This window comes from Acaryochloris sp. CCMEE 5410 (assembly GCF_000238775.2).
Classification (GTDB): Bacteria; Cyanobacteriota; Cyanobacteriia; order Thermosynechococcales; family Thermosynechococcaceae; genus Acaryochloris.
Genome location: NZ_AFEJ02000005.1, coordinates 147362 through 166504 on the forward strand (window position 1 = coordinate 147362; position 19143 = coordinate 166504).

Genomic DNA, 19143 nt, shown 5'->3' on the forward strand with positions numbered 1-19143 from the left:
AGGGAGCGTTATGAATCGAGACATGCTCAACGAGGGAGATGTCAACACCATCATGGGCACCAACGTGTTGTTTGGCGGTGTCCATCCCATCGTTCTCCTCGCGGGGGCGATGCTGTTCTTTTTGATGACCCCGCTCATCTTCAAGAACCTCTTTATCGGCATCCCTTTATTCATGCTGGCGTTTGTTCTGATGTTTCTGTTTTTAGGGAATAACCCCCAGCAAAAATTACAACGCCGCACCGTGCCGAAGCAATACCGTTCGGGTCATCCCACCCTGGAATATGACCGGGCGGGCCTCCCCAAAATGGAACTGCCTCAAGTGAAAACGAACTACAACTTTATCGAAGCGAACTACAAAGCCTTCAAAAGCTTTGGGCAGATGGCCTATGAAAGTCAAGACATCGGCTACTACCTCCTACAACGGGGGAAACGAGAGCTGATGTTTATCTTTGCGTTTCGCGTCAAGAAAGGCCAGGAGCCAACCCTCACGGATGACATGGCCTGGAGTGGCCTTAAAGGGGGTACTGCTGCGGTGACAGGGGCGAAGGGGATTGATTTTAAGTCCTATTGGCACATCCATCGGAGTGCGGATGAACCGATGGTGCAATTAGCAGACGAGTACGAGACCAGCACGGACCCTCTATCCCAAGCCTTGACTCAGAGCGCTGGGGAGAACCTAGACCACCTGGAAAGTGAGGGGCGACTCGTCCAGAGTGACCTGATTTACTTCGCCAAGTATCGGATGATCTTAGGCGCTGACTTTGAGATTAACCAGGGCTGGATGGATGCGATCGCCGAGAAAGTGACCCTCGTCCTGTCCACCCTCAAAGATGACAACTTCGACTCTTTACCGGGCTGGGGTAAAGCCATTCGTCAAGCCTATGTGCGGGGCTATCGTCGGGCCTTGATTGCCCTCACCGCTGCGGATGGCTTTGGCTTAGGCGTGGAAACCTTGGGGGTACAAGAAGTGATGGATATCCCCTATCAAGTTCTCCATCCAGGGGAAAGCGCTCCCCTCGGTCAATATATCCGCACCGACGACCATTCAGAGCAGCCTGAAGTGGTTATCCAAGAATACGGAGACCATGACTTGGGAGCCATCTTTGAACCCTATCAAGGACTCCCCACCACTCCAGAGTTTACCCGCTCCACCGTTCATATTCCCAGTACTGGAAAGCATTGGGCCTTTATCCGTTTAGGTAAAGTGCGCCACTATCCCGTGGATGGTCAATCCGTCCCACGCGGCTATCTGAAATATCTCTGGACCCGGCTGACCACTCCCACCCCGTTCTGGGATTGCCAAGTGATTACGGAGCTAACGGAAGACCCTTCCGACATCGAGATCAACAACATGGACTTGGTGATGAAGAACTCCATGAAGCGGATTGCCAAGGGACTCCAAGAGCAAAGCCCCGATGTCACCGCTGAGATGCGCTTGTCGGAGGCCAAGGAACTACAGGCATTAATCAAGAGCGGCTGTCGCCCCTTCTGGGTGAGCTGCGGTATCTGGGTCTACCGGGATAGCAAGCAAGAAGTGATTGAGGCATGTAACGAGCTGATTGACCGCCTCAAGACCGTGCCCACAGAGTTGATCAGTGAGCAGATTGACCAGTATTGGTTTCAATCCTTCCCCTTTGAATGGAATAGCCTGCTCACCAAGCCCTTTGTCCAACGCCCCAAATACCTCAACTACCAAGCCGTGCCCCTGCTGCCCCAAGTGCAGATGCCCACAATGGACGATCAAGGGCTGATGTTTTTGGGCCAAGAACTCCCCTGTCCCTTGTACCTGGATTTGCTGAACAAGTCACCGAACCATACGGCCATCTTCGCCACCACCGGGAATGGCAAATCGGGAATCTTGTCGGGGATATTGTTCAGCTACATCCTCAACAACCGGGTCACCATCGTCTTTGAATATCCTCGGCCTAACGGTGAAAGTACCTATACGGATTTAGTCAACACCTTTAACCGGATTGGCGTGAGCGCGGCCTACCATAACGTCAAAGAGCATGTCATCAACATCTTGGAACTGCCCGATATGCGGTGGGTGGATGCCTTGCCTAAGCCTGGAGAACCCGGCTATAAATCCACCCTGGCAACGAGAGCAGACCTGTTTGAATCGGCCTTCAACAACCATCTGGCTATTCTGCAAGCGCTGGTCATGGGCACGACGGATGATCCGACGACAGAACTTATGGTCAGCTCCTTCCTCTCCCGTTGCTATGAAGCTTTTCATCACGTTCCTGAGATTCAGCGCCGCTATCAGGTTGCCAGTGAAGCCGCCTTTGGCACCCCTGAATCCCAGCAGATGCCTATCTATGAAGAATTCGTAGACTTTGCTGAGACTTGGTTCACCCAAGAAGTGATGCGCGAAGACATCTCTGATCTGGAGAAGAATACCATCGGCCTGATTCGGACCCAGCTTAAAGGCGTCCTGTCCAAAGCCCTAGGCCGCTCCATCAACGGCATCTCCAGCTTTGATAGCAACGTCCAGTGCCTGGTTCTGGCCATGACCAACGTCAGCGATTCCATTGACTCCTTGATCTACTCAATGGTGGGCTTTAACCTCCTGCTTCGTAAGGCCATGAGTACATTAGGGTCGGCCCTGATCACCGATGAAGGGACCCGCATCTATAAGTTTGCCTCCTATGCCCGCCTGTCAGGTCGAGTCCCGTCAGAAGGACGCAAATGGGCCTGCAACTATATCGTTGCCGCCACGGAGGTGGAGACCATCTACCAGTCCGTGGCGGGGAATGAAATCTTCACCAACCTGCAAAACATCTTTTGTGGAGGCTTGCAGGATATCTCCATCGACCGTTTGTGCAACGATTTAGGCTTTCGTCGTGAGATTTTGCAGCAGTACGTGGGTAAAGGGATTTCCCATACCCGGCAAGAGAGCTACTGGTATTGGAAGCGGGATAACCAGCATGTAGAAGTGAGCTTTAACCCCTCCAGTATGCTGATGGGCCTCGTTGCCACGGAGAAAAAAGAAGTGGAATTACGGGACCGCATCCTAGCGCATTATCCCCATGACCCGATTACGGGCTATCGCATTCACGGTGACCTTCTCGCCCGTGCTCACCGAGCGGGCCTATGTCCATCCACCATCACAGAGGATCAATATGTACCCCTTCCCCCAGCGCCTGAAGAAGCCCCTGCTAATCGTGATTCTGTGGGTGTCCGTTATTAATCCACCCGTCCATGCCCAGAGCTTTACAGGCGAAGATACCCCCTATACAGACATCATCACCCAGACTGCTGCCGCCCCCGGTGACAGTCCTTACAACGTCAGTGACATCTACACAGGTTCGGATAAGGGCAGCGGTCAGCCCAAAGGACTGCTCGACCGCATCTTGAGCAAGAAGGCTCAGAAAAGCCTGTTCAAAGTGATTGAGCATGGGTCCAAAGCCCTTAAAGCCGCCAAGATTGGCCGCAATGTCTACCGAGCCGTGACGGGCAAACGGGTCCAACCCGCCCTCAAAGGGGTCACCGATATTTTGGTTCTGTATGGCATTATTGACCCCCCCAAGACCACAGCTCAAGGGGGCAGCTCCACGGATGGACGGCCCACCTATAAAGGACCGTCCTATGAAGACAACCCATCTCGGTTAAATATTGAACCGAACAGCCCCCGTGAAGTCTACGCCATCGCCCGGAACGTCCAGGCCATCAGTGAAGAGTTTCACGAGAAGCTAACCCAGATCGTTCTCAGTGACGAGGGCCAAGAACTGATCCAAGCAGAGGAAGAGACCGCTACCCTCGCCCAAGAAGAGACCATCGCCGCTCAAGACAGCATCACCGAGATCGTGGGGGTGAGTGAGGAGCAAGCGAGTGCCAATGTTGCCTCCGCTGAAGAAGTCCAAGTGCTAGGGGCAGAGGCCCAGGGGGATAAAAGCTCCCAGAGTGTTTTGAAACGCCTCTCCCTCCAGCAAGCCTTTAATGCCACGATTGGCTCCCAGACCTCCCAGCAGCTTGCAGGATTGACAGCTGCATCCGCTCATCAAAATCGCAGCTTGGGGGCCATCGCCAGTCAGAACCTCGTGCAGACCCGCAAGCTGAGCAAGCTGGAACTCCTCCAGGCTTCCGGGAATCAGCAACGGACCCAGACCAATTTCATGTTAGAGGCATTGAAGCATGGCGAAGACCTTAAGCAGGATATCCAGGTCGCGAATACCAAATATTCCTTCTTTACCCCGCAGATCCCTGGATTGGGTGAACCGAAACCCAAATAAGGTTCTGCTGTTTGCCTTTCTGCTGTCCCTTTGCTGGGTCTTGGTCAGTGCCATTCCCGCATGGGGCAAGGAATCCCTCAATTACAATGGCCTGGATTACCTCCAAAGAATCACAGACAACATCACCAAAACTGCCGCTTGGTGGGATGACCTGTGGGATACCACCTTTAATCCTGATAATGCGGGGAATACCATCAACAACCGGGCCATTATGGATGTCGTTCGGTATGTACTACTGGCGGGATTTATTACCTGGAGCTGGCGAATCGGTCGAAAGATCTTTGAGAAAGGGAGTGATATTGGCGACTGGGTGAAGTTCATCGTCCCCATCGTCTTAGTCTCCTTCTTCCTCACGAATTCAGGGCAAGCCATTTACTATACCGCTCATGGGATGCGGCAGATCGTCAATGCCGCCCCTGCCGTGGTCGCTAAGGCCCAAGTCGCGGGTTTTAATGTCCGTCTAGCCATTAATGATGCCCTGTTTTCCCAAGTGACGCGGACGGTCATTTCCCAAGAGGCGAAGAAATGTGCCCAGCTCCATCTTCCCGGTGTCAATCTGACGGAAGAAGAGAAAACCATGATTGGCCTCAAGAAATTGGGTCGCAGACTAGAAAGCCGTCGGCAAGCGGGGCGAGAACTGACTGGGGAAGAAATCGCGACGGTTTATAAACAAGCCTCTATGAATCAGCTTCAGTGCCTCCAGTCCTTAGATGTCTTTATTGAGGAGCAAAAACAGACGATTAAAGACGGCTGTCCTGACTGTAAGACCGCCCTGGAGTTAGCGGAGCGGAGTCAGGAGACGGCTCAAGAAGCCATTAAAAGGAATATGGAGGGCTTGGCCGTCAAAGGCTTTGATATCGCCAAGTCAGCCGCCTACAAAACAGCCCTATTTGCTATCAATCCAGGCTTAGCCCTCGCGGAGATGATTGCTCCAGACTGGCAGCAAATCTTGACGGAAATCGCCATGGTGATGGCCTGGATCTTTATCGCGAGTCAGGAGTTGTCCCTGCTACTGGCGGCCTTGCTCGGCCCCATTGCCTTTGCCTTGGGCACGATCCCCCACGGCCAGAACGCCATCATTGAGTGGCTACTGTTCTTCGCCCGTGTTCTGCTCGTTCGTCTTGCCTACGTCATCCTGATTGGGTTTGTGGCCGTGATGTTAGCAGGCGTTGCAGCGACCCCTCTCATCTTCCCCCTATTCTTCGGTATCTTTGCACCTTATATCGCCTACAAAGCCGTGAACGACGGGGTGGGGTTAGCCGCAGATGCCTTCCGCTCTAAGGCCATTGGTGTCGCTACAGCGGGTGTGGGCTTAGTGACGGGGGGACTGATCACCCTCAATAGCGTTATGCAGACCAGAGCGATGCGAAATCGTTAGGAGAAACCACCATGCTCACCAAAATAACCATTCCGAAAAACCCCCTGCAGGCCGTAGAGAAAGGCAAATGGATGCCCTATCTGATCATTGGCTTAACCATACTCAATACCGGCCTGCTGTTTCGCGTGGGCCTCAGTAGCAAACGAGCCGCCCAACGAGAACCCTCCAATGTGTTTGTGCAGCTTCCCAGCAACCAAACCGTGGAGGCGAAGCCCGTAGACAAGCACCATCGTGAAACGTCTCATATCCAAGACTTTGCTCATAAATGGGTCAGCGCCGCTTTCTCCTGGAGTAAAGGAGACGGAAAAACGGAAGGAAAGATTGAGTACCCGGCCCAGTTTTACGACGTGTCCTATGCCATTGACCTGTCCTACCGGGTGGGTTGGATGGAATCGATCCATAAAAAGTACGACAAAGACTTTCCCTTTCGTAACTACATTGCGGGGGAGTGGGAAGCCCAAGTCCAGATTTTAGATAAAACCAAAGACATTGTGGTCGAGCAACTAGAGCCAGGACTGTGGAAAGTGACGGTGATTGCCACACGGCTCCATGACCGAGGCCAAGAGCGGGACTTTATTGAGCGGCTCAACCAAGAGCTGATCCTCAAAGCCGTTGATTTTGTGAAAACCGAAGACCAAGACCAGACCCAACTTGCCAAGCTGATGCGCGTGGGCCAGGAATATGGCCTGCAAATTGTTGAAATCCGAGATGTGAAGGTGAATCTATGAACACGACCCAGAAAGCCAAACATGCCAGAGATGTGCTGCTTAAGCGCAGACCCGCCCCATCCGAGGGGACATCAAACGAGCATGACCCAAAAGAGACCCGTAACCCCGCCGTAACTCTCGCCAATCTAGCGATGCCCGAGACGAAAACCACCGTCCCTAAAAACAAGCTGCACAAACGGCTGTGGTTTCAACTCTTGCTCCTCACCGTCGTCGGGACTCCCTTCGCCCTCATTGCCACGGGTTTGATGTATGGGAGTGCCCCTCAGCAGGCTGAGTCAAATCCCCAAAGTGAAGAGACTGGTTCTACCGTGGGTCAGAGTCGAGAAGAGGTGCTGACCGAAGAGAACGCAGATCTGAAGGTCCAGGTGGCTGCATTGCGGCAATCCTTGGATGGTCAGCCCGTTCCTCCTACTCAGAAGGCGGGTCCAAACCCTGCAACCGTTCCACCGACCCCCCAGCCTCAAGGGAGACCTCCGAGTCCGAATCATCGCGTGACCCGACCGATTCGTTACCAAAGCTCCGTCCCTCGGACCCAGCCCAAACCCCGCATCGTCTATAGAGACAGACCCGCACCCAAGACTCAACCCGTGGTTGCGGCAACGCCTCCAGCTCCTCAGCCTCAACCCGTCGCTCAAGCTGCCCCGAAACCAGCAACCAACTTCAGTCTCAGCAGACAATCGGCCTTTGCCCCCAAGCCCGTGCAGCCTGTGCCCATTCGTCCCATCAAGGTCACCACCTCTCACCCCGTCCGTAAACCGATCACGACAAAACCCATTGCTCAAACCCCTCCAGCTCCACCCCAAGGGGTTTTAGTGGCTTCCCTCACGGGAGATTTATTGCAGGATAATCAGGTGCAGTCCGATTCCCCCACAGCCCTCTATCCCGCTAGCAATAACCCCTTAGGTAAAGGACTTATCGCCCCTGGAACTAAGGTCAAGGCGAAGCTGGACAATCCGATTACCTGGATACCCCAGAACAGTGACACGATCATCGGTCAGCGGTATCTATTAACCCTCAATGAAGACTTAGGGGCAATGGCGAAGAAAGGCTCCAAGGTTGTGGCAGAAGTGACGGCTGCTGAGGGTGACTTTTTGAGTATGCAGGTGGTGGAAGTCAACCAGCAGCCCATTGAGCATGTCAATCTGACGGATGAATCACCCGAAGGTAGAAAGACCCCTGTTGCAGTCATTCAATACAAGCAATCTCCCTACCTACAAGCCAAGCTCAAAGGTCAAGGAGAAGGCTTTGGCAACAAACTACTCAGGGCAGGGCTGAACGTGGGGATTGACCAGCTTCGCTCTAGCAGCGTGGGTGATAGGGCCTCGTCCGTCGTCAATAGCTTGGCTCCTAGAGGTTCTGGCCGTTCTCGAAATGGCCTCTATCACTTTGATAAAGAGGTGGAAATTTACTTTGTGGAGGGTGTCTAAATGAAAGGTTGTCTTGTCATCCTCCTGATCGTCCTCACACCGTTCCTGTTTCTCGCAGGTCCCATTGGTTGGATTTTGGGGATTATCGCCTGGATCTTGCTGCTCAAGGACTCTGGAAATGATCAGTGAATTTTCATGCGGTGAGCTTTGGTTTTCCCTCTAAATATGAGTTCAGATAGCGGCTCCAGATGGGGCCGTTTTCCTTGAGCGGTACATTCATTTATCGCACCACAGCATTCCCCTTATGAAACAGAAATTACTTGCCTTTTTCCTGGCTAGTCTGCCCACTGTGACGCAGATAGCCCCTGCTTTAGCTCAACAGCAGCAACAGACAGCAGCACTTAGCCCAGATACCCCCGTCAACTTACCGGGCCTCTACTATGATCCTGACCCTGGACCTTCACCGACGTTCCGACAGCTCACCACCGCAGAGCAGGCAGGGTATGTTGAAATCCCGCCCTTGCCCAATGGGGTGCAGCTTCCTTACCAAATTGATCGGGCATGGCCGCAGGGGGCGACTCCTGACCAAATCCTCAAGTTTGGAGACTTGCAGCAAAATCCCGTCACGGCATCCTTCACCAAACTGACCTTACGAGATATTTCAGCGAGGCAGGGCACGGATATTGCGGGTGTACCGATTGGCGATGTGCCCCTTGTCTATGGCCTCACGGTCGAGGAAGTTGATAACCTCTATACAAAGCTCAATAACGGTCAGAAAATCACGGTTGATGATGCCGCTCCCGCCATTCAAGCCGCACTAGGAGTACTCCATGACCCTTCTCAAGCAGGTAAACAGCTCCAGCAAGCCGCCCTGACCACGGGAGAGAAAGTGCTGATTACCAACCTCAGTAAGATACCCGCTCTTAAAGGTATTCCGCTTCAGGATTTAGCACGGGGTAACTGGCAGGGGGTCATCTCCAAGGCAGAGCAGATTGAGTTAGCAGGGATTGGCAAGAAGATTGGTCCCACCCTCAAGAAGCTGCCCGTTAACCAGATTGTCCCTCTTGTTGGTGATGCGATTAATGGCAACTGGCAACAGGTCAGGAAAAGGGCACAAGCCTACGTCCTAGCAAAAGGGACGGATGTGGCCGTCAAGGAAGTGATCAAGGCTGTGCCAGAGCTGAAGAATCTACCCTTGGGTGCCGTCCCCGATCTCGCGAATCAGCCTATTGAGCAGACCCTACCTAAGATTGCGGACCTAGCGATTGAGGAGATACCAGGGGCTGAGGATGAATTGGTCAACTCCGTCCCTGGATTGTCTGACATTCCGATTGACAAGCTGCCCTTTGACCTGGCCTTTAGCTTCCTCGCGGGTGACGTATTTGCGAGGTTTGATATTGCCTACAGTGGTGTTGAGGGACCAGAAGAACCCTCCATCCAACATGCCTTGTCCGGTGGTACAGAAGACCAAAAATTCAGACCGATTAAATGCACCCTTGGCAAGACCAAAAACCAGAGAGCGGACAACTGCCCCCACTTTGAGATGCGGAAGTTTATCAGCTCTCCCCTGGCCCAGGTGACGGGGGATGACGATATCGAAGGGAAGCAGTGGGTTGCAGGCCATTCAAAAGGCAAGAACGGTCAGGGCGTTAAAGGGGGCAAGGGACTCCTCAAGAAAGTGAATGGCGGGTGGGAGCCAGCGGGTATCAATCCCTTTGGCACGGGTTTTAATACCAAGTTTGTCCTCAAGAATATTAAGGAATACCCGAATAAGCCCAGCACGGCGAGGCTGCATCTTGCCATTCAAGTCTGTGTCCCCGCTCCGCTTATTGGAGAGCAATGCACTCCTCACTTCTTTGTGATTCCGACACCCTTCACCGTCAGAGAAGGGGGCTTGTTCCTGGTGGCGAGTCGTAGGAGTCTACCTGCTGAGATTGCCAAGTTTAGGAATCGGGCGTTGACGGCTGCGGGCCTGAGCCAGGTGTATTGCGACCCTAACCAGATCATTGCTTCATCAGGGCAAAGTGATGTTTCTCCATCCAATTCAAAATATGGTCATCTTGCCTATGATGAAAACACGGGTCAATTAGTCAACGTGACCTCTGTCGATGGGGTACAGGAAACGCTTGCCCCAGATGCAGCCCAAGCTTTTGAACAGATGCGACAAGATGCTGCGTCTCAAGGATTGGATATTAAGGTTGTATCAGGTTTTCGATCTGTGGCTGTTCAGAAGTCGATTTGGGATAACAAGGTGGCGAGTGCTTCTCCTGAAGTGGTTGCTAAAACTTCAGCGCCTCCCGGCCATAGTGAACACCATACGGGGTTAGCTGTCGATGTGGGCAACAACCAGAATGCTAGCTTAGATCGGTCTTGGGCACAGACATCTGAGTATGCCTGGATGCAAGCCAATGCGGGCAAGTATGGGTTTGAGTTGTCGTTCCCAGAGGGCAATAGCCAAGGGGTGAGCTTTGAGCCTTGGCACTGGCGGTTTGTGGGTACGGATCAGGCGGCTGCTACCTTCAGCCCTACCGCTAGCAATGGTCAAAGTCAGGGCACATCAACCCCTGCTGATCCTGACCATAATCTCAGACAGTATCTAGCCCGAATCAGAATTGGAGAAAGTACGGATGGGACGAACTGGAAGCCGAATTCTCAGACGGGTGCTTATGGAATTTATCAGTTCACGCCAGAGTCTAGGCAGTCTCTTCTGCAAAGAACAGGAATAGATGGTTGGACCAGAGACCGGGCGGTTGCGGCTCAAGCAGCGGTGGAATGGATCAAAATCATTGGGGCTGAAGAGAATGTTGATTTGATGGCAGCGATTCAGCGTGGGGACTTTGCCCTGGCGGATCGGGTGCTGAGTCCATTGCAGTGGACCTCTTTGCCAGGTGGCCCTGAGCAAAGTGAAGTGTGGAGTAATCCTGCGAATTTTGAGAAATATGGGCCAACGGGAGATGCTTCCACGAATGAGCCTGTTGGTGTGGCATCAAGTGGGTTACCTTGTCGGCCCGGTGCGATCGCGAGTAACCCTAATGGTCAATTGGGGCCATTTGTTCAGGGAGATGGGATAACCACTGGACAATTTGGCTTGCCTACTGAATACTCTGTAAGTTCACCCTATGGTTCACGACCATTAGGTTTCCATAGAGGAATTGATTATGCTACACCAATGGGATCTGAAGTTAGAGCATCAGATGGTGGTGTAGTGACAGATGTTGAAGTAGATTGTCCTCAACAGGGACACTTAGGGTCTACATGTGGGGATAAATACGGTAATTTAGTGTTTATTAAACACAGTAACGGCTATGTTACGGTTTATGGGCATTTATCAACTACAAACGTAAAAATAGGCGACCCTGTTAAGAAAGGTCAGGTAATTGCTCTCTCTGGCAATAGTGGCAGGACGACAGGCCCACACCTGCATTTTGAGATTCGAGACCCTTCTAATCAAAGACTAAACCCTGCTAATTACTTAAATTAAAAACTATGCGGACTCTTTTAATATCACTATCAGTCAGTTTGTTAATCTGCCCAGTTGCTGTAGCTGTTGAAGCAAACCAATCAAATCAGAGTGTTGAAGAATGTGCCCAGACTATAGAGTTTAGGCCACATGATCGTAAGTTTATAAAGCAGTTGAAAGTTGTTTATTCTCAGAACAGCTATCATCTCATCGGTGTAGAAGATGCCAATCACAACTGGTGGGTGATTTTAAAAACTAATCCCTGCAAAGTTCTGATGATGGATCCATTTGGTGATCATCTAGAGACTTTTAGAGGTGTAGTGCCTGACGATGTTGTAGAGGGAATGGAATTAGCAGCAAAGGAGTACAACCGTGAGTTTTATAAAAAAAATGGGTACTAAGCAGAATCGACATCAACTTTAAGCTGGTGTTCTGAGCAAAAATAAATCAACCTCATCCCCAAATCTACTCCAGATTGAGCATAAACTCTGGTAGCATGTCCGCTCCAGAAACCGAGCTGGGAGTTTGTAGCATCTTGACAGCTTGGTTTGGCTGATAGATTTCCACCTGATTGTCTTCTGGGTTGGTGAGCCATCCTTCCTCGACACCCCACCCCAAAAATCACCTGGCGGTACATTATCTTGTCGATAATCTCAGACCGCCATGACCAACATCAGACTTCTTGCAGCAGTCCCCCTTGTGCTGCTGGATCAATCCACCCCCCACCCAAAAATCACCTGGCGGTACATTACTACGTAGGGTTTGCTGAAAAAGTAAATTGAGCTAATTCCTGGCATCAAATCGTACAATCAACCCAGTTGTGACGGCCAGGGCCATATTCCTTCACTGGCCCTAGAAAAGCCCCAAGGCAGCCCTGGCAGCTCCATAACGCTTTCCAACACCAGCAATCCCACCCAAAAATGAATGATAAAAGGTGGCGGAGCCACCGCTCTAGATTCATCACCAAGAACGTGATAGCAATCGCACTAGCAGCCGTATCCGCTAACTTCGCCATCACTCGATTCAAGCCAAATCTTCGCTTGGCCTGCCCAAACTTGCCCTCAATTTGGACTCTCACCTTTTCGTCCTCCCGTGCTTGTTGCTTGAGTTGGCCCTGCACCTGGGGGTCTTGTTGAGGTCTTCCTAACGGTGGTCCACTCAATCGGATACCTCGAGCTTTACACCATCGTCGATTAGCTCGGGTTCGATAGATTTGGTCGGCATGGACTGAGAGAGGATAATGGCCAAAGCGACGATGAAAAGCTTCCACTTGATATTGAAGATGCTGGGATTCATTGAACGCATCCCAGCTTAAACGTTCCAGAAACACACATCCGTTGACACAACTGAGGGATAGCTTGGCCCCAAACTCAACAGGTACTCCAGCTTTGCCTCGGACCATCGGTCGGACATGAGGCTGAGTGAGGCTGATAATACGGTCATCTACTCGACGCACGTGCTGTTGATACATCCACTCTTGCTGTCGAAAGACTTCATGAATCACCAGCAACAGACGGTACTGTCGCCGGGACAGTCGGGACAGAGACGCTCCTAAAGCTATCAATCCATCAATGTGGGCTAGATTCCGACGCACATAGCCCAACTGCTGACGAATCCCTTTACGAATCAGCTTGCGACTCGGTTGACGTTTCTTGGCAATGGCCAGATAAGCTTTGCGGGCCTTTTGGCGGTAGGTGCGAGGTTTGCCCTTGAGAGACAGCATGACTTGAGCATATAAAGCATCAAGGATGGCTTCACTCGCTTTGCGGGCATCATTGAGCAGATCTAAGTCTGTCGGATAGCGAATATCGGCTGGCGCACAGGTCGCGTCTATCAACAATTGGCCCTGGTTGGGAGGGGCAGGAGGCTCATCTTCGTCATCTTCAGGAGAAGGAGATGACTCAGGGGACATCACAACAGGAGAACCCTCAGATGCGAGCACTGATTCCACGACTGCGTCGTTGACTTGAGTCAGTAGCTCTAGATTCAACCGTTGGCGAAAGTGAACCAGCATGGAGGCATCAAACGGAGCACTCTCTCGATATTCACTAAAACCCAGAAAGTACTGCAAGTAGGGGTTCTCTCGAATCTGTTCTACGGTCTCTGCATCGGATACACCCAGTTTCTCTTTGATGATTAAGGTCCCTAAGGCCACACGAAAGGGTTTGGCAGGTGCCCCCATGGTCTGACTGAATTGGTCTGCATATTCTGATTCAAAGCTTTCCCAGGGAATCAGCTCGGCGAGTTTGACCCAGCGATTCTCTTCTGATAGTTTGCCTCCGAAGGGCAAGTAGAAGTTCTTAAAGGACAGTTGACCGGGGGATGGGCGACGATACATTGGGGTGCATGTGCAAAGGTTTTGAGTATTTTGAACGATTTTCCTTGCACTTCTCAAGGGCGCTCAACACTTGGATACACTGCAAATATTCAACCTTAGACTTTCGAAGCAAGCCCTACGTACCATAATTTGCGGTAAGCACCATGCAAACCCAAACAAATCAACCTCAGCCCACACAGCCCCCTGTGGACCTGGATCCGTTGTTGAGTTCCCCCCTGCCCTGGTTAGTGGGCATGATCGGGTTCCTACTCATCCTGGCAACTGTCCTAGATAACAAAAATGGATATGGACGGAGTAAACGCGATGCCCGATTTGCCACCCCTGGAGAGATTCGCAAGGCCAGAAGACGAGGACTGCGGCAGATTCGAGATGCCAAAGTAGATGGATGCTCCTTAAGTCTGGGGAGTGATCGCAAGCTCATCCTCACGGACTGCCAGCCTGGGATTAGTGTGATTGGCGCGAGTGGCTATGGCAAGACCAAAAGTGTCGTCGAAAATTGTATTGACGATATCCTTCGACAAGGCTTTACAGGCATCATCTACGACATCAAAGGAAGTTTGCAAAAGCGACATGCCGCCCTTGCCCATCGATTGGGTTATCAGCAGTATTTTTTCTGCCCCGGCAAAGCTTACACGGATAGCCTCAATCTATTAGACTTCATCCCAGAACGAGGTGGTTCAAAGGAAGCCCTGGAACTTGCCAAGACCATCAACGCTAACTTTGAAGTACCGGGAAGTCGTAAGGACGGGTTTTTTGGTCCCCAAGGAGATAGCTTACTTAAGACCGTCTTCCTACTCGCCAAGAGCCATGTCTATCAAGATCTCGTCTCAGCCTGGGGATTCCTGAGCTTAGAAGACCTTCCCCAACGGCTACTCGCGGCTCATCAATATGGTCAATTTGACTTAGGGGGTGACCTGGACTTTTGGGCTAACCAAGCTGCACTGGGTTTAAGGTCCGTCTCCAAAGCCGAGAAAACCGCTGGAGGGATTGTGGGCACAGCGGTCACGAACTTCCAAGCGCTGATGGATGCCAGTGTCATTCCCGCGATCACCAGCTCCACGATTCCATTGGATCTCCCTGGTAAACAGATCGTATGGGTGCAGATCGATGAAAACGCTGAGAGTACGACCTCGCCCTTATGTGCTGCCGTCATTCATATGTTGATGCGGCGCAACCTGAATGCAGAAGTGAATCGGGATCGACCCCTGTTCTTGTGCTTGGATGAATTCACCTCGATCCGCCTACCAGATATTGAGCGGTGGATTAACTTGTACCGAGAGTATGGGATGTGCTGTTTACTGTCCTATCAGAGTGATGCTCAGATTAACTTGCGGTACACACGGGACCATGCCATGTCGATACTCAGTTCCCTTGGCACGAGAATCCACTTTCGCACGGGTCACCACTCCACCGATAAGAGTTTGAGTGATTCCCTAGGGACATTCACGGAAGTCTATAAGACCCGCTCTACGGGGCATAACAGCCGTTCAGGCAGCAGCCGCAACCGCTCCGAGCAGCATCGCAAAGTCCCACTTATCACAGCGGACGAGATTGATACCTTTGAACCTGGAGAATGCCTGATCCAGTCTCCAGGCTGGAAGCAACGGGCACATCGGCTAAAAGTCCCGCTTAACAAAACGGATGAAGCTCTTAGAGAAGAGAATAAAACGCTTTGGCATTCTCACATCCATCCATTTCTGCTGTACTGTCGCCAATCGAGAGATCTAGGCATCACACCAGAATATGTCGTGAGTGAACGTGCGGACATTGCAGAGTCGATGTTACCCACGGGGGCTGAGTTAGAGAAGCTTCATAAATCAGAAACTCTAATGGAACGGAAAGCGGCGGTAGATTCTGTATAACTTTATCGAGGAAGAACGTTATGTCATCATCAGACGACCAAGATTTCAGAGACATGCTGGGAGCAAGTAAAGAACTCACGCAAGCCGCACTCAGCACGGTAATCCAATCTAGGTTTTTGAGACCTCCCAAGGTGACCGCCACCTTCAAACAAGCGGTACAAGTAGCAAAAGAAGGACAAAAGCGAGGCTTTAGCCCCAAAGAGCTATTAGGCGCAATCAAGCAGACGGGGTTTCTCGATGCCGTTAAAGCTCAAGGGGGTGATGTTAAGAAAGCAGAGTCCCTGGTGGCGCGTAAGGCCAAGATTTTCAATGCTGTAGAACAATTCCCCAGCTCACCCCAACGGAATCCGAGTATCGACAGACAGCAGGAAAGATAGCTGGCGGTACATTACTGCGGGTATCAAGAATGCTCCATATGGAGGAAATAAACAATGGAACATGAAGATAACAATATCGTTGACCCAAAAAAGGCGACTGAGAAATCTAGTCCACCGATAAAGTATCAATATCACAACTTCATTGGCGACAAATACAGAGAACTTCAGGAGAAAGAACAACTCTATTTTGAGGGTGCCCCATTAGCGTGGGTCGCCAAGAAGGGAATCCAGATTGCAGCGCTTCCAGGAGTGGCCTTTGCTGCGACCCATGCCCCGATTGCAGGTCCTGTGGTTGCGAGTGCAATATCCCAAACCACTCATCTGTTGCATTCGGGGATTCATGGGATACGTGCTGATCAGATAGCCAAAAACTTTACAGATCTAGCTAGTCAAGTTCCACATGGTTGGGGTCGGCAAAGTGCATTTGACGCCTGGGCGAAAGTCAGAACTGCTGACATGTTGGCGAAGACGGATGCGTGGGCACGACCGTTGAGCGGGATTGTCGCTCCTTCCATGATCGGCAAGGGGTTGATCGACTCAGGCAAGTTGGCGGTGGGCTATTTAGCCAAAGGCATTCCAGTCGTAGTGGCCCGCCCTGTGGTTCACATGTGGAAGATGACAAACCACTATATCGACCGCACCAAGACTTGGCTGGCCGAGATGCAGCAAAGTGTTCAGCAAACCATTCAAAAACTACAAGGGAGACAGACAACAATGGCAGACACAATGAATCAAGTCCCCACAGCAATTGAGCCAGATATGGAGCGACGAGCAGAGTATGCAAGACTGCTGTCTGAATACCATAAAGATCCAGACCTCAGTAGCTATGAACAGATTGAGCAGAATATCCAAGGCAAGCCAGACTTAGCTTTGATCTATGACGAACATGTTGCTCACCAAGCCCTGAGAGAAGGTAAAGATATTGATGAAGCAACCGCCATCGTTGCTCAGGGTCCGAACGTGACCGAGATGTCAGACAAGAACCTCCAGGATGTCTCTCCGCATTTAGCCGATGCGACAAATACCGCCTTAGAGGAGTACAACTATGAGAACTCGTCTAAAGATGCTGAGGATGACCTACTAGAGGCATTGTCCGGGTTAGACCAGCGGGGTGTGGATATTTCCAGGATGGCGGTTTTTTATAACAAAGAGCAAATCTTTGGGATGCGTGGAGGAGGTATTGATCGCTCTGTCACCCAGATTAGTGACCAGCAAATGGAAGATATCAAAGAAGCCTTAACGAATTTTAAGGATTTTGAAGGTGAATTCAAGATCAAAGTGGGAAGTAGGGTAGTATTACACCTAAAAGAAGGTCAAAAGCTCGTTGATACCTATAATCTTGCTCCTCAAGAAAAGCAACGTGCTGAGGGTCAATTCAAGACCAAGGACCAGCTTAAACAGGAGCAAGGAAAGCCCATCGATCCACGCTTAGAGAAAGTAAAGCAGCAAGGGGGAAATGTGGAGCGCGCCGAGAAATATTTAAAGAGGGCTGAGCAAATTGCTAAGGCCGTCAGTAATGGCGTATCCCCCAAGCAGCCAGAGAAAGAGCCTGCCTTGGCCCACAGTGAACCCGAACTGTAGGAGTTTTTAGCTATGCGCAAATTTATCCGAAATTTTGGAATTCTAATGGTCTGTGTCGTCCTGGTTCAGTTAGGAATTTATGCATTTCATGCATTTATCGGCTATCTCTTACGGACATGGGATGTAGAGGCTGCGGCTTTGGCTGTGTTTTTCAGCTTTTGGTTGTTTGCTATGTTATTGGAACGGTCTTGGCATTTTTGAGATCTGACAGAGGGGAAGGGATGTCTTATCCCCTCTGCTAACTCGAATAACTACACTTGAACGAAATAGCAATCCTTTTCAAGCATGAGCAACCTTTCCCTGCCCCAGAATTCATCAGAAGTTCTGTTGCGCCCTGTTGCCATCCCTGAAACAGAACTAGAACGGTATATCTCGTTCAAGCATGCTCTTAATCTTCGTTTTCCAGATGAGGATACGGGGGATTGGCATTTTCAGCCCTACTTTTTTGAACAAACGGATTCACTCAAAACTCAAAAAAGCATCCCTCTTGCAGGCAAGGAGCAGCCAGTAGATACAACGCCTTCTCTCGGTCACCAGGGGGTACGCGATATGTCCTCAATTTTGTCTCAGGAAAGACTCCCCATTCCCTCGGATCAGCCCGTATATGTCGCCAATCATTATCGGGCGATTGCAGACTTAGCGATGCTGGACCTCCAGAAATCCAGAGTACCGAGTATTGCGGACAATGCAGCAATTAATGGTTGGCTGGATAGCCAAGAGCAAGTTGCCCACCTCAAGCGGGACTATCTAGAACGCTTGGCAATCCAACTATCGGGTGAACCCCTCAGAATTTTTAAGCAATGGATTCAGACCGTGAAATTCATATAAACCCTTCCCAGTCCATCCACTTGGACTTGATGAGGTCGATAGCTCAACAAGTTGGAGATACGCCTTATGTTCTCAAGGGTGGAGCGGCACTGATCTTCACTCGTGCCCTGAATCGCTATTCTACTGATTTGGATTTTGACTCTACAAAAAAGCTAAATCTCAAGGGGCGCATTGCGGCTGCTATCAGTGAAGTGAATGGCATTGAATTGAAGTCATTAAAGCTAGTCAAAGATACGGATACTGTCCAGCGATACAAGATCCATTATCTAGATCAGGAAACGGGTAACGATAGATTGCTCAAGGTAGAGACGAGCTTTCGTGAAAGCCCCCAACTTGAAGCCGTTGAGACAATTTCAGGTATCAAGACCTATCGACTAGAGCAGCAAGTTGATCAGAAGTTATCAGCGGCCCAACATCGGACAGCGGCACGGGATCTGTACGATCTTGATTTTCTGGTGAATCATTATGGGTCACAACTACGGGATGACCAGATAGAGGCCATTCATCAGTTTGCCTCGGAGCCAGATCATCTGGTAGATCGATATAGTTCATCCTTTGAAACGGATGAAGTTCTGAGTCTTTTTAACAAAGGTGAAGATGTTGTTCTCTCCCTACATCTTGGCGCAGAACGACTTTTAAAAGAGCGTCAAGAAGAGATAGCCAACACGACCCAGAACAAAGTCCAAGACAGCCAATCCCTCTACAACGAGTTTTCATCTAAAGTTGATCAGCCAGGTTTAATTGGGGCGGGCCTCGTTGCCCAGAATGCACTGAAGGCAGGGTATGCCAAGTCTGATGTTGAATCCATGTTGCTAAAGCATGATCCATCTATTCGAGGAATTGTGGCTGAGCAAGGACAGGAAAAAGGTGTGCGGGCAGCGGCGATTGTCGTTAGAGGTGCCCGGATGAAAAGCCTGACCACTGAAAGTCTAGATCTGGAGCAGGGAACGCAAGCCCCAAGCCCGGATCAAGGTCAAAGCCTGTAGCTATCC

The 19143-nt window shown here is 50.9% G+C and carries 15 protein-coding genes and 1 pseudogene; 14 read left to right on the forward strand and 2 right to left on the reverse strand.

The features are described from left to right. Nucleotides 1-10 precede the first annotated feature (10 nt). The 8 genes from ON05_RS33875 to ON05_RS33910 all read left to right on the forward strand — a co-directional run bounded on the left by ON05_RS33875 (nt 11) and on the right by ON05_RS33910 (nt 11566). Nucleotides 11-3190, forward strand: coding sequence for a hypothetical protein (locus tag ON05_RS33875; protein ID WP_010476929.1), 3180 nt, complete (start codon nt 11-13; stop codon nt 3188-3190). Continuing rightward, the gene (locus ON05_RS33880; RefSeq protein ID WP_139025975.1) at nt 3123-4232 is read left to right on the forward strand and encodes a hypothetical protein; all 1110 of its coding nucleotides are present in this window, start codon (nt 3123-3125) and stop codon (nt 4230-4232) included. Before ON05_RS33875 ends, ON05_RS33880 begins: the two co-directional genes overlap by 68 nt. Continuing rightward, nucleotides 4213-5610 carry a hypothetical protein gene (locus ON05_RS33885; RefSeq protein WP_010476934.1) on the forward strand — a complete coding sequence of 466 codons (1398 nt, stop codon included), beginning with the start codon at nt 4213-4215 and terminating at the stop codon, nt 5608-5610. The genes ON05_RS33880 and ON05_RS33885 overlap by 20 nt, the downstream gene beginning before the upstream one ends. Nucleotides 5611-5621: 11 nt before the next feature. Next, complete coding sequence (locus ON05_RS33890; RefSeq protein ID WP_010476936.1) at nt 5622-6338, forward strand: hypothetical protein; 717 nt, start codon at nt 5622-5624, stop codon at nt 6336-6338. After that, complete coding sequence (locus ON05_RS33895) at nt 6335-7765, forward strand: hypothetical protein (protein WP_010476937.1); 1431 nt, start codon at nt 6335-6337, stop codon at nt 7763-7765. The genes ON05_RS33890 and ON05_RS33895 overlap by 4 nt, the downstream gene beginning before the upstream one ends. Next, nucleotides 7766-7894 (forward strand): hypothetical protein, encoded by a 129-nt coding sequence (locus tag ON05_RS33900; protein WP_010476939.1) that lies wholly within the window; start codon nt 7766-7768, stop codon nt 7892-7894. Between the two features lie 115 nt (nt 7895-8009). Continuing rightward, complete coding sequence (locus ON05_RS33905; RefSeq protein WP_010476941.1) at nt 8010-11186, forward strand: D-alanyl-D-alanine carboxypeptidase family protein; 3177 nt, start codon at nt 8010-8012, stop codon at nt 11184-11186. Nucleotides 11187-11191: 5 nt separating this feature from the next. Continuing rightward, nucleotides 11192-11566, forward strand: coding sequence for a hypothetical protein (locus ON05_RS33910; RefSeq protein ID WP_010476943.1), 375 nt, complete (start codon nt 11192-11194; stop codon nt 11564-11566). Between the two features lie 64 nt (nt 11567-11630). On the opposite strand, the gene ON05_RS38895 is transcribed toward ON05_RS33910, so the two are convergent. Next, complete coding sequence (locus tag ON05_RS38895; protein WP_010476945.1) at nt 11631-11783, reverse strand: Uma2 family endonuclease; 153 nt, start codon at nt 11781-11783, stop codon at nt 11631-11633. Nucleotides 11784-11974: 191 nt separating this feature from the next. Then, a pseudogene (locus ON05_RS33920) lies at nt 11975-13503 on the reverse strand (IS5 family transposase). Nucleotides 13504-13646: 143 nt separating this feature from the next. Between ON05_RS33920 and ON05_RS33925 the strand changes: the two are divergent. From ON05_RS33925 to ON05_RS33950, 6 genes are all read left to right on the forward strand, one after another. Continuing rightward, complete coding sequence (locus tag ON05_RS33925; RefSeq protein WP_050857414.1) at nt 13647-15365, forward strand: type IV secretory system conjugative DNA transfer family protein; 1719 nt, start codon at nt 13647-13649, stop codon at nt 15363-15365. A 20-nt stretch (nt 15366-15385) separates the two neighbouring features. Next, a complete protein-coding gene (locus ON05_RS33930) occupies nt 15386-15742 on the forward strand; it encodes a hypothetical protein (RefSeq protein ID WP_010468359.1) in 357 nt (118 codons plus the stop codon). 54 nt (nt 15743-15796) lie between these two features. Continuing rightward, a complete protein-coding gene (locus ON05_RS33935; RefSeq protein WP_010468358.1) occupies nt 15797-17323 on the forward strand; it encodes a hypothetical protein in 1527 nt (508 codons plus the stop codon). 12 nt (nt 17324-17335) lie between these two features. Further along, nucleotides 17336-17524 (forward strand): hypothetical protein, encoded by a 189-nt coding sequence (locus ON05_RS33940; RefSeq protein WP_010468356.1) that lies wholly within the window; start codon nt 17336-17338, stop codon nt 17522-17524. Between the two features lie 84 nt (nt 17525-17608). Beyond that, a complete protein-coding gene (locus ON05_RS33945; RefSeq protein ID WP_010468354.1) occupies nt 17609-18151 on the forward strand; it encodes a hypothetical protein in 543 nt (180 codons plus the stop codon). Then, the gene (locus ON05_RS33950) at nt 18124-19137 is read left to right on the forward strand and encodes a nucleotidyl transferase AbiEii/AbiGii toxin family protein (RefSeq protein WP_010468351.1); all 1014 of its coding nucleotides are present in this window, start codon (nt 18124-18126) and stop codon (nt 19135-19137) included. The genes ON05_RS33945 and ON05_RS33950 overlap by 28 nt, the downstream gene beginning before the upstream one ends. Nucleotides 19138-19143 lie beyond the last annotated feature (6 nt).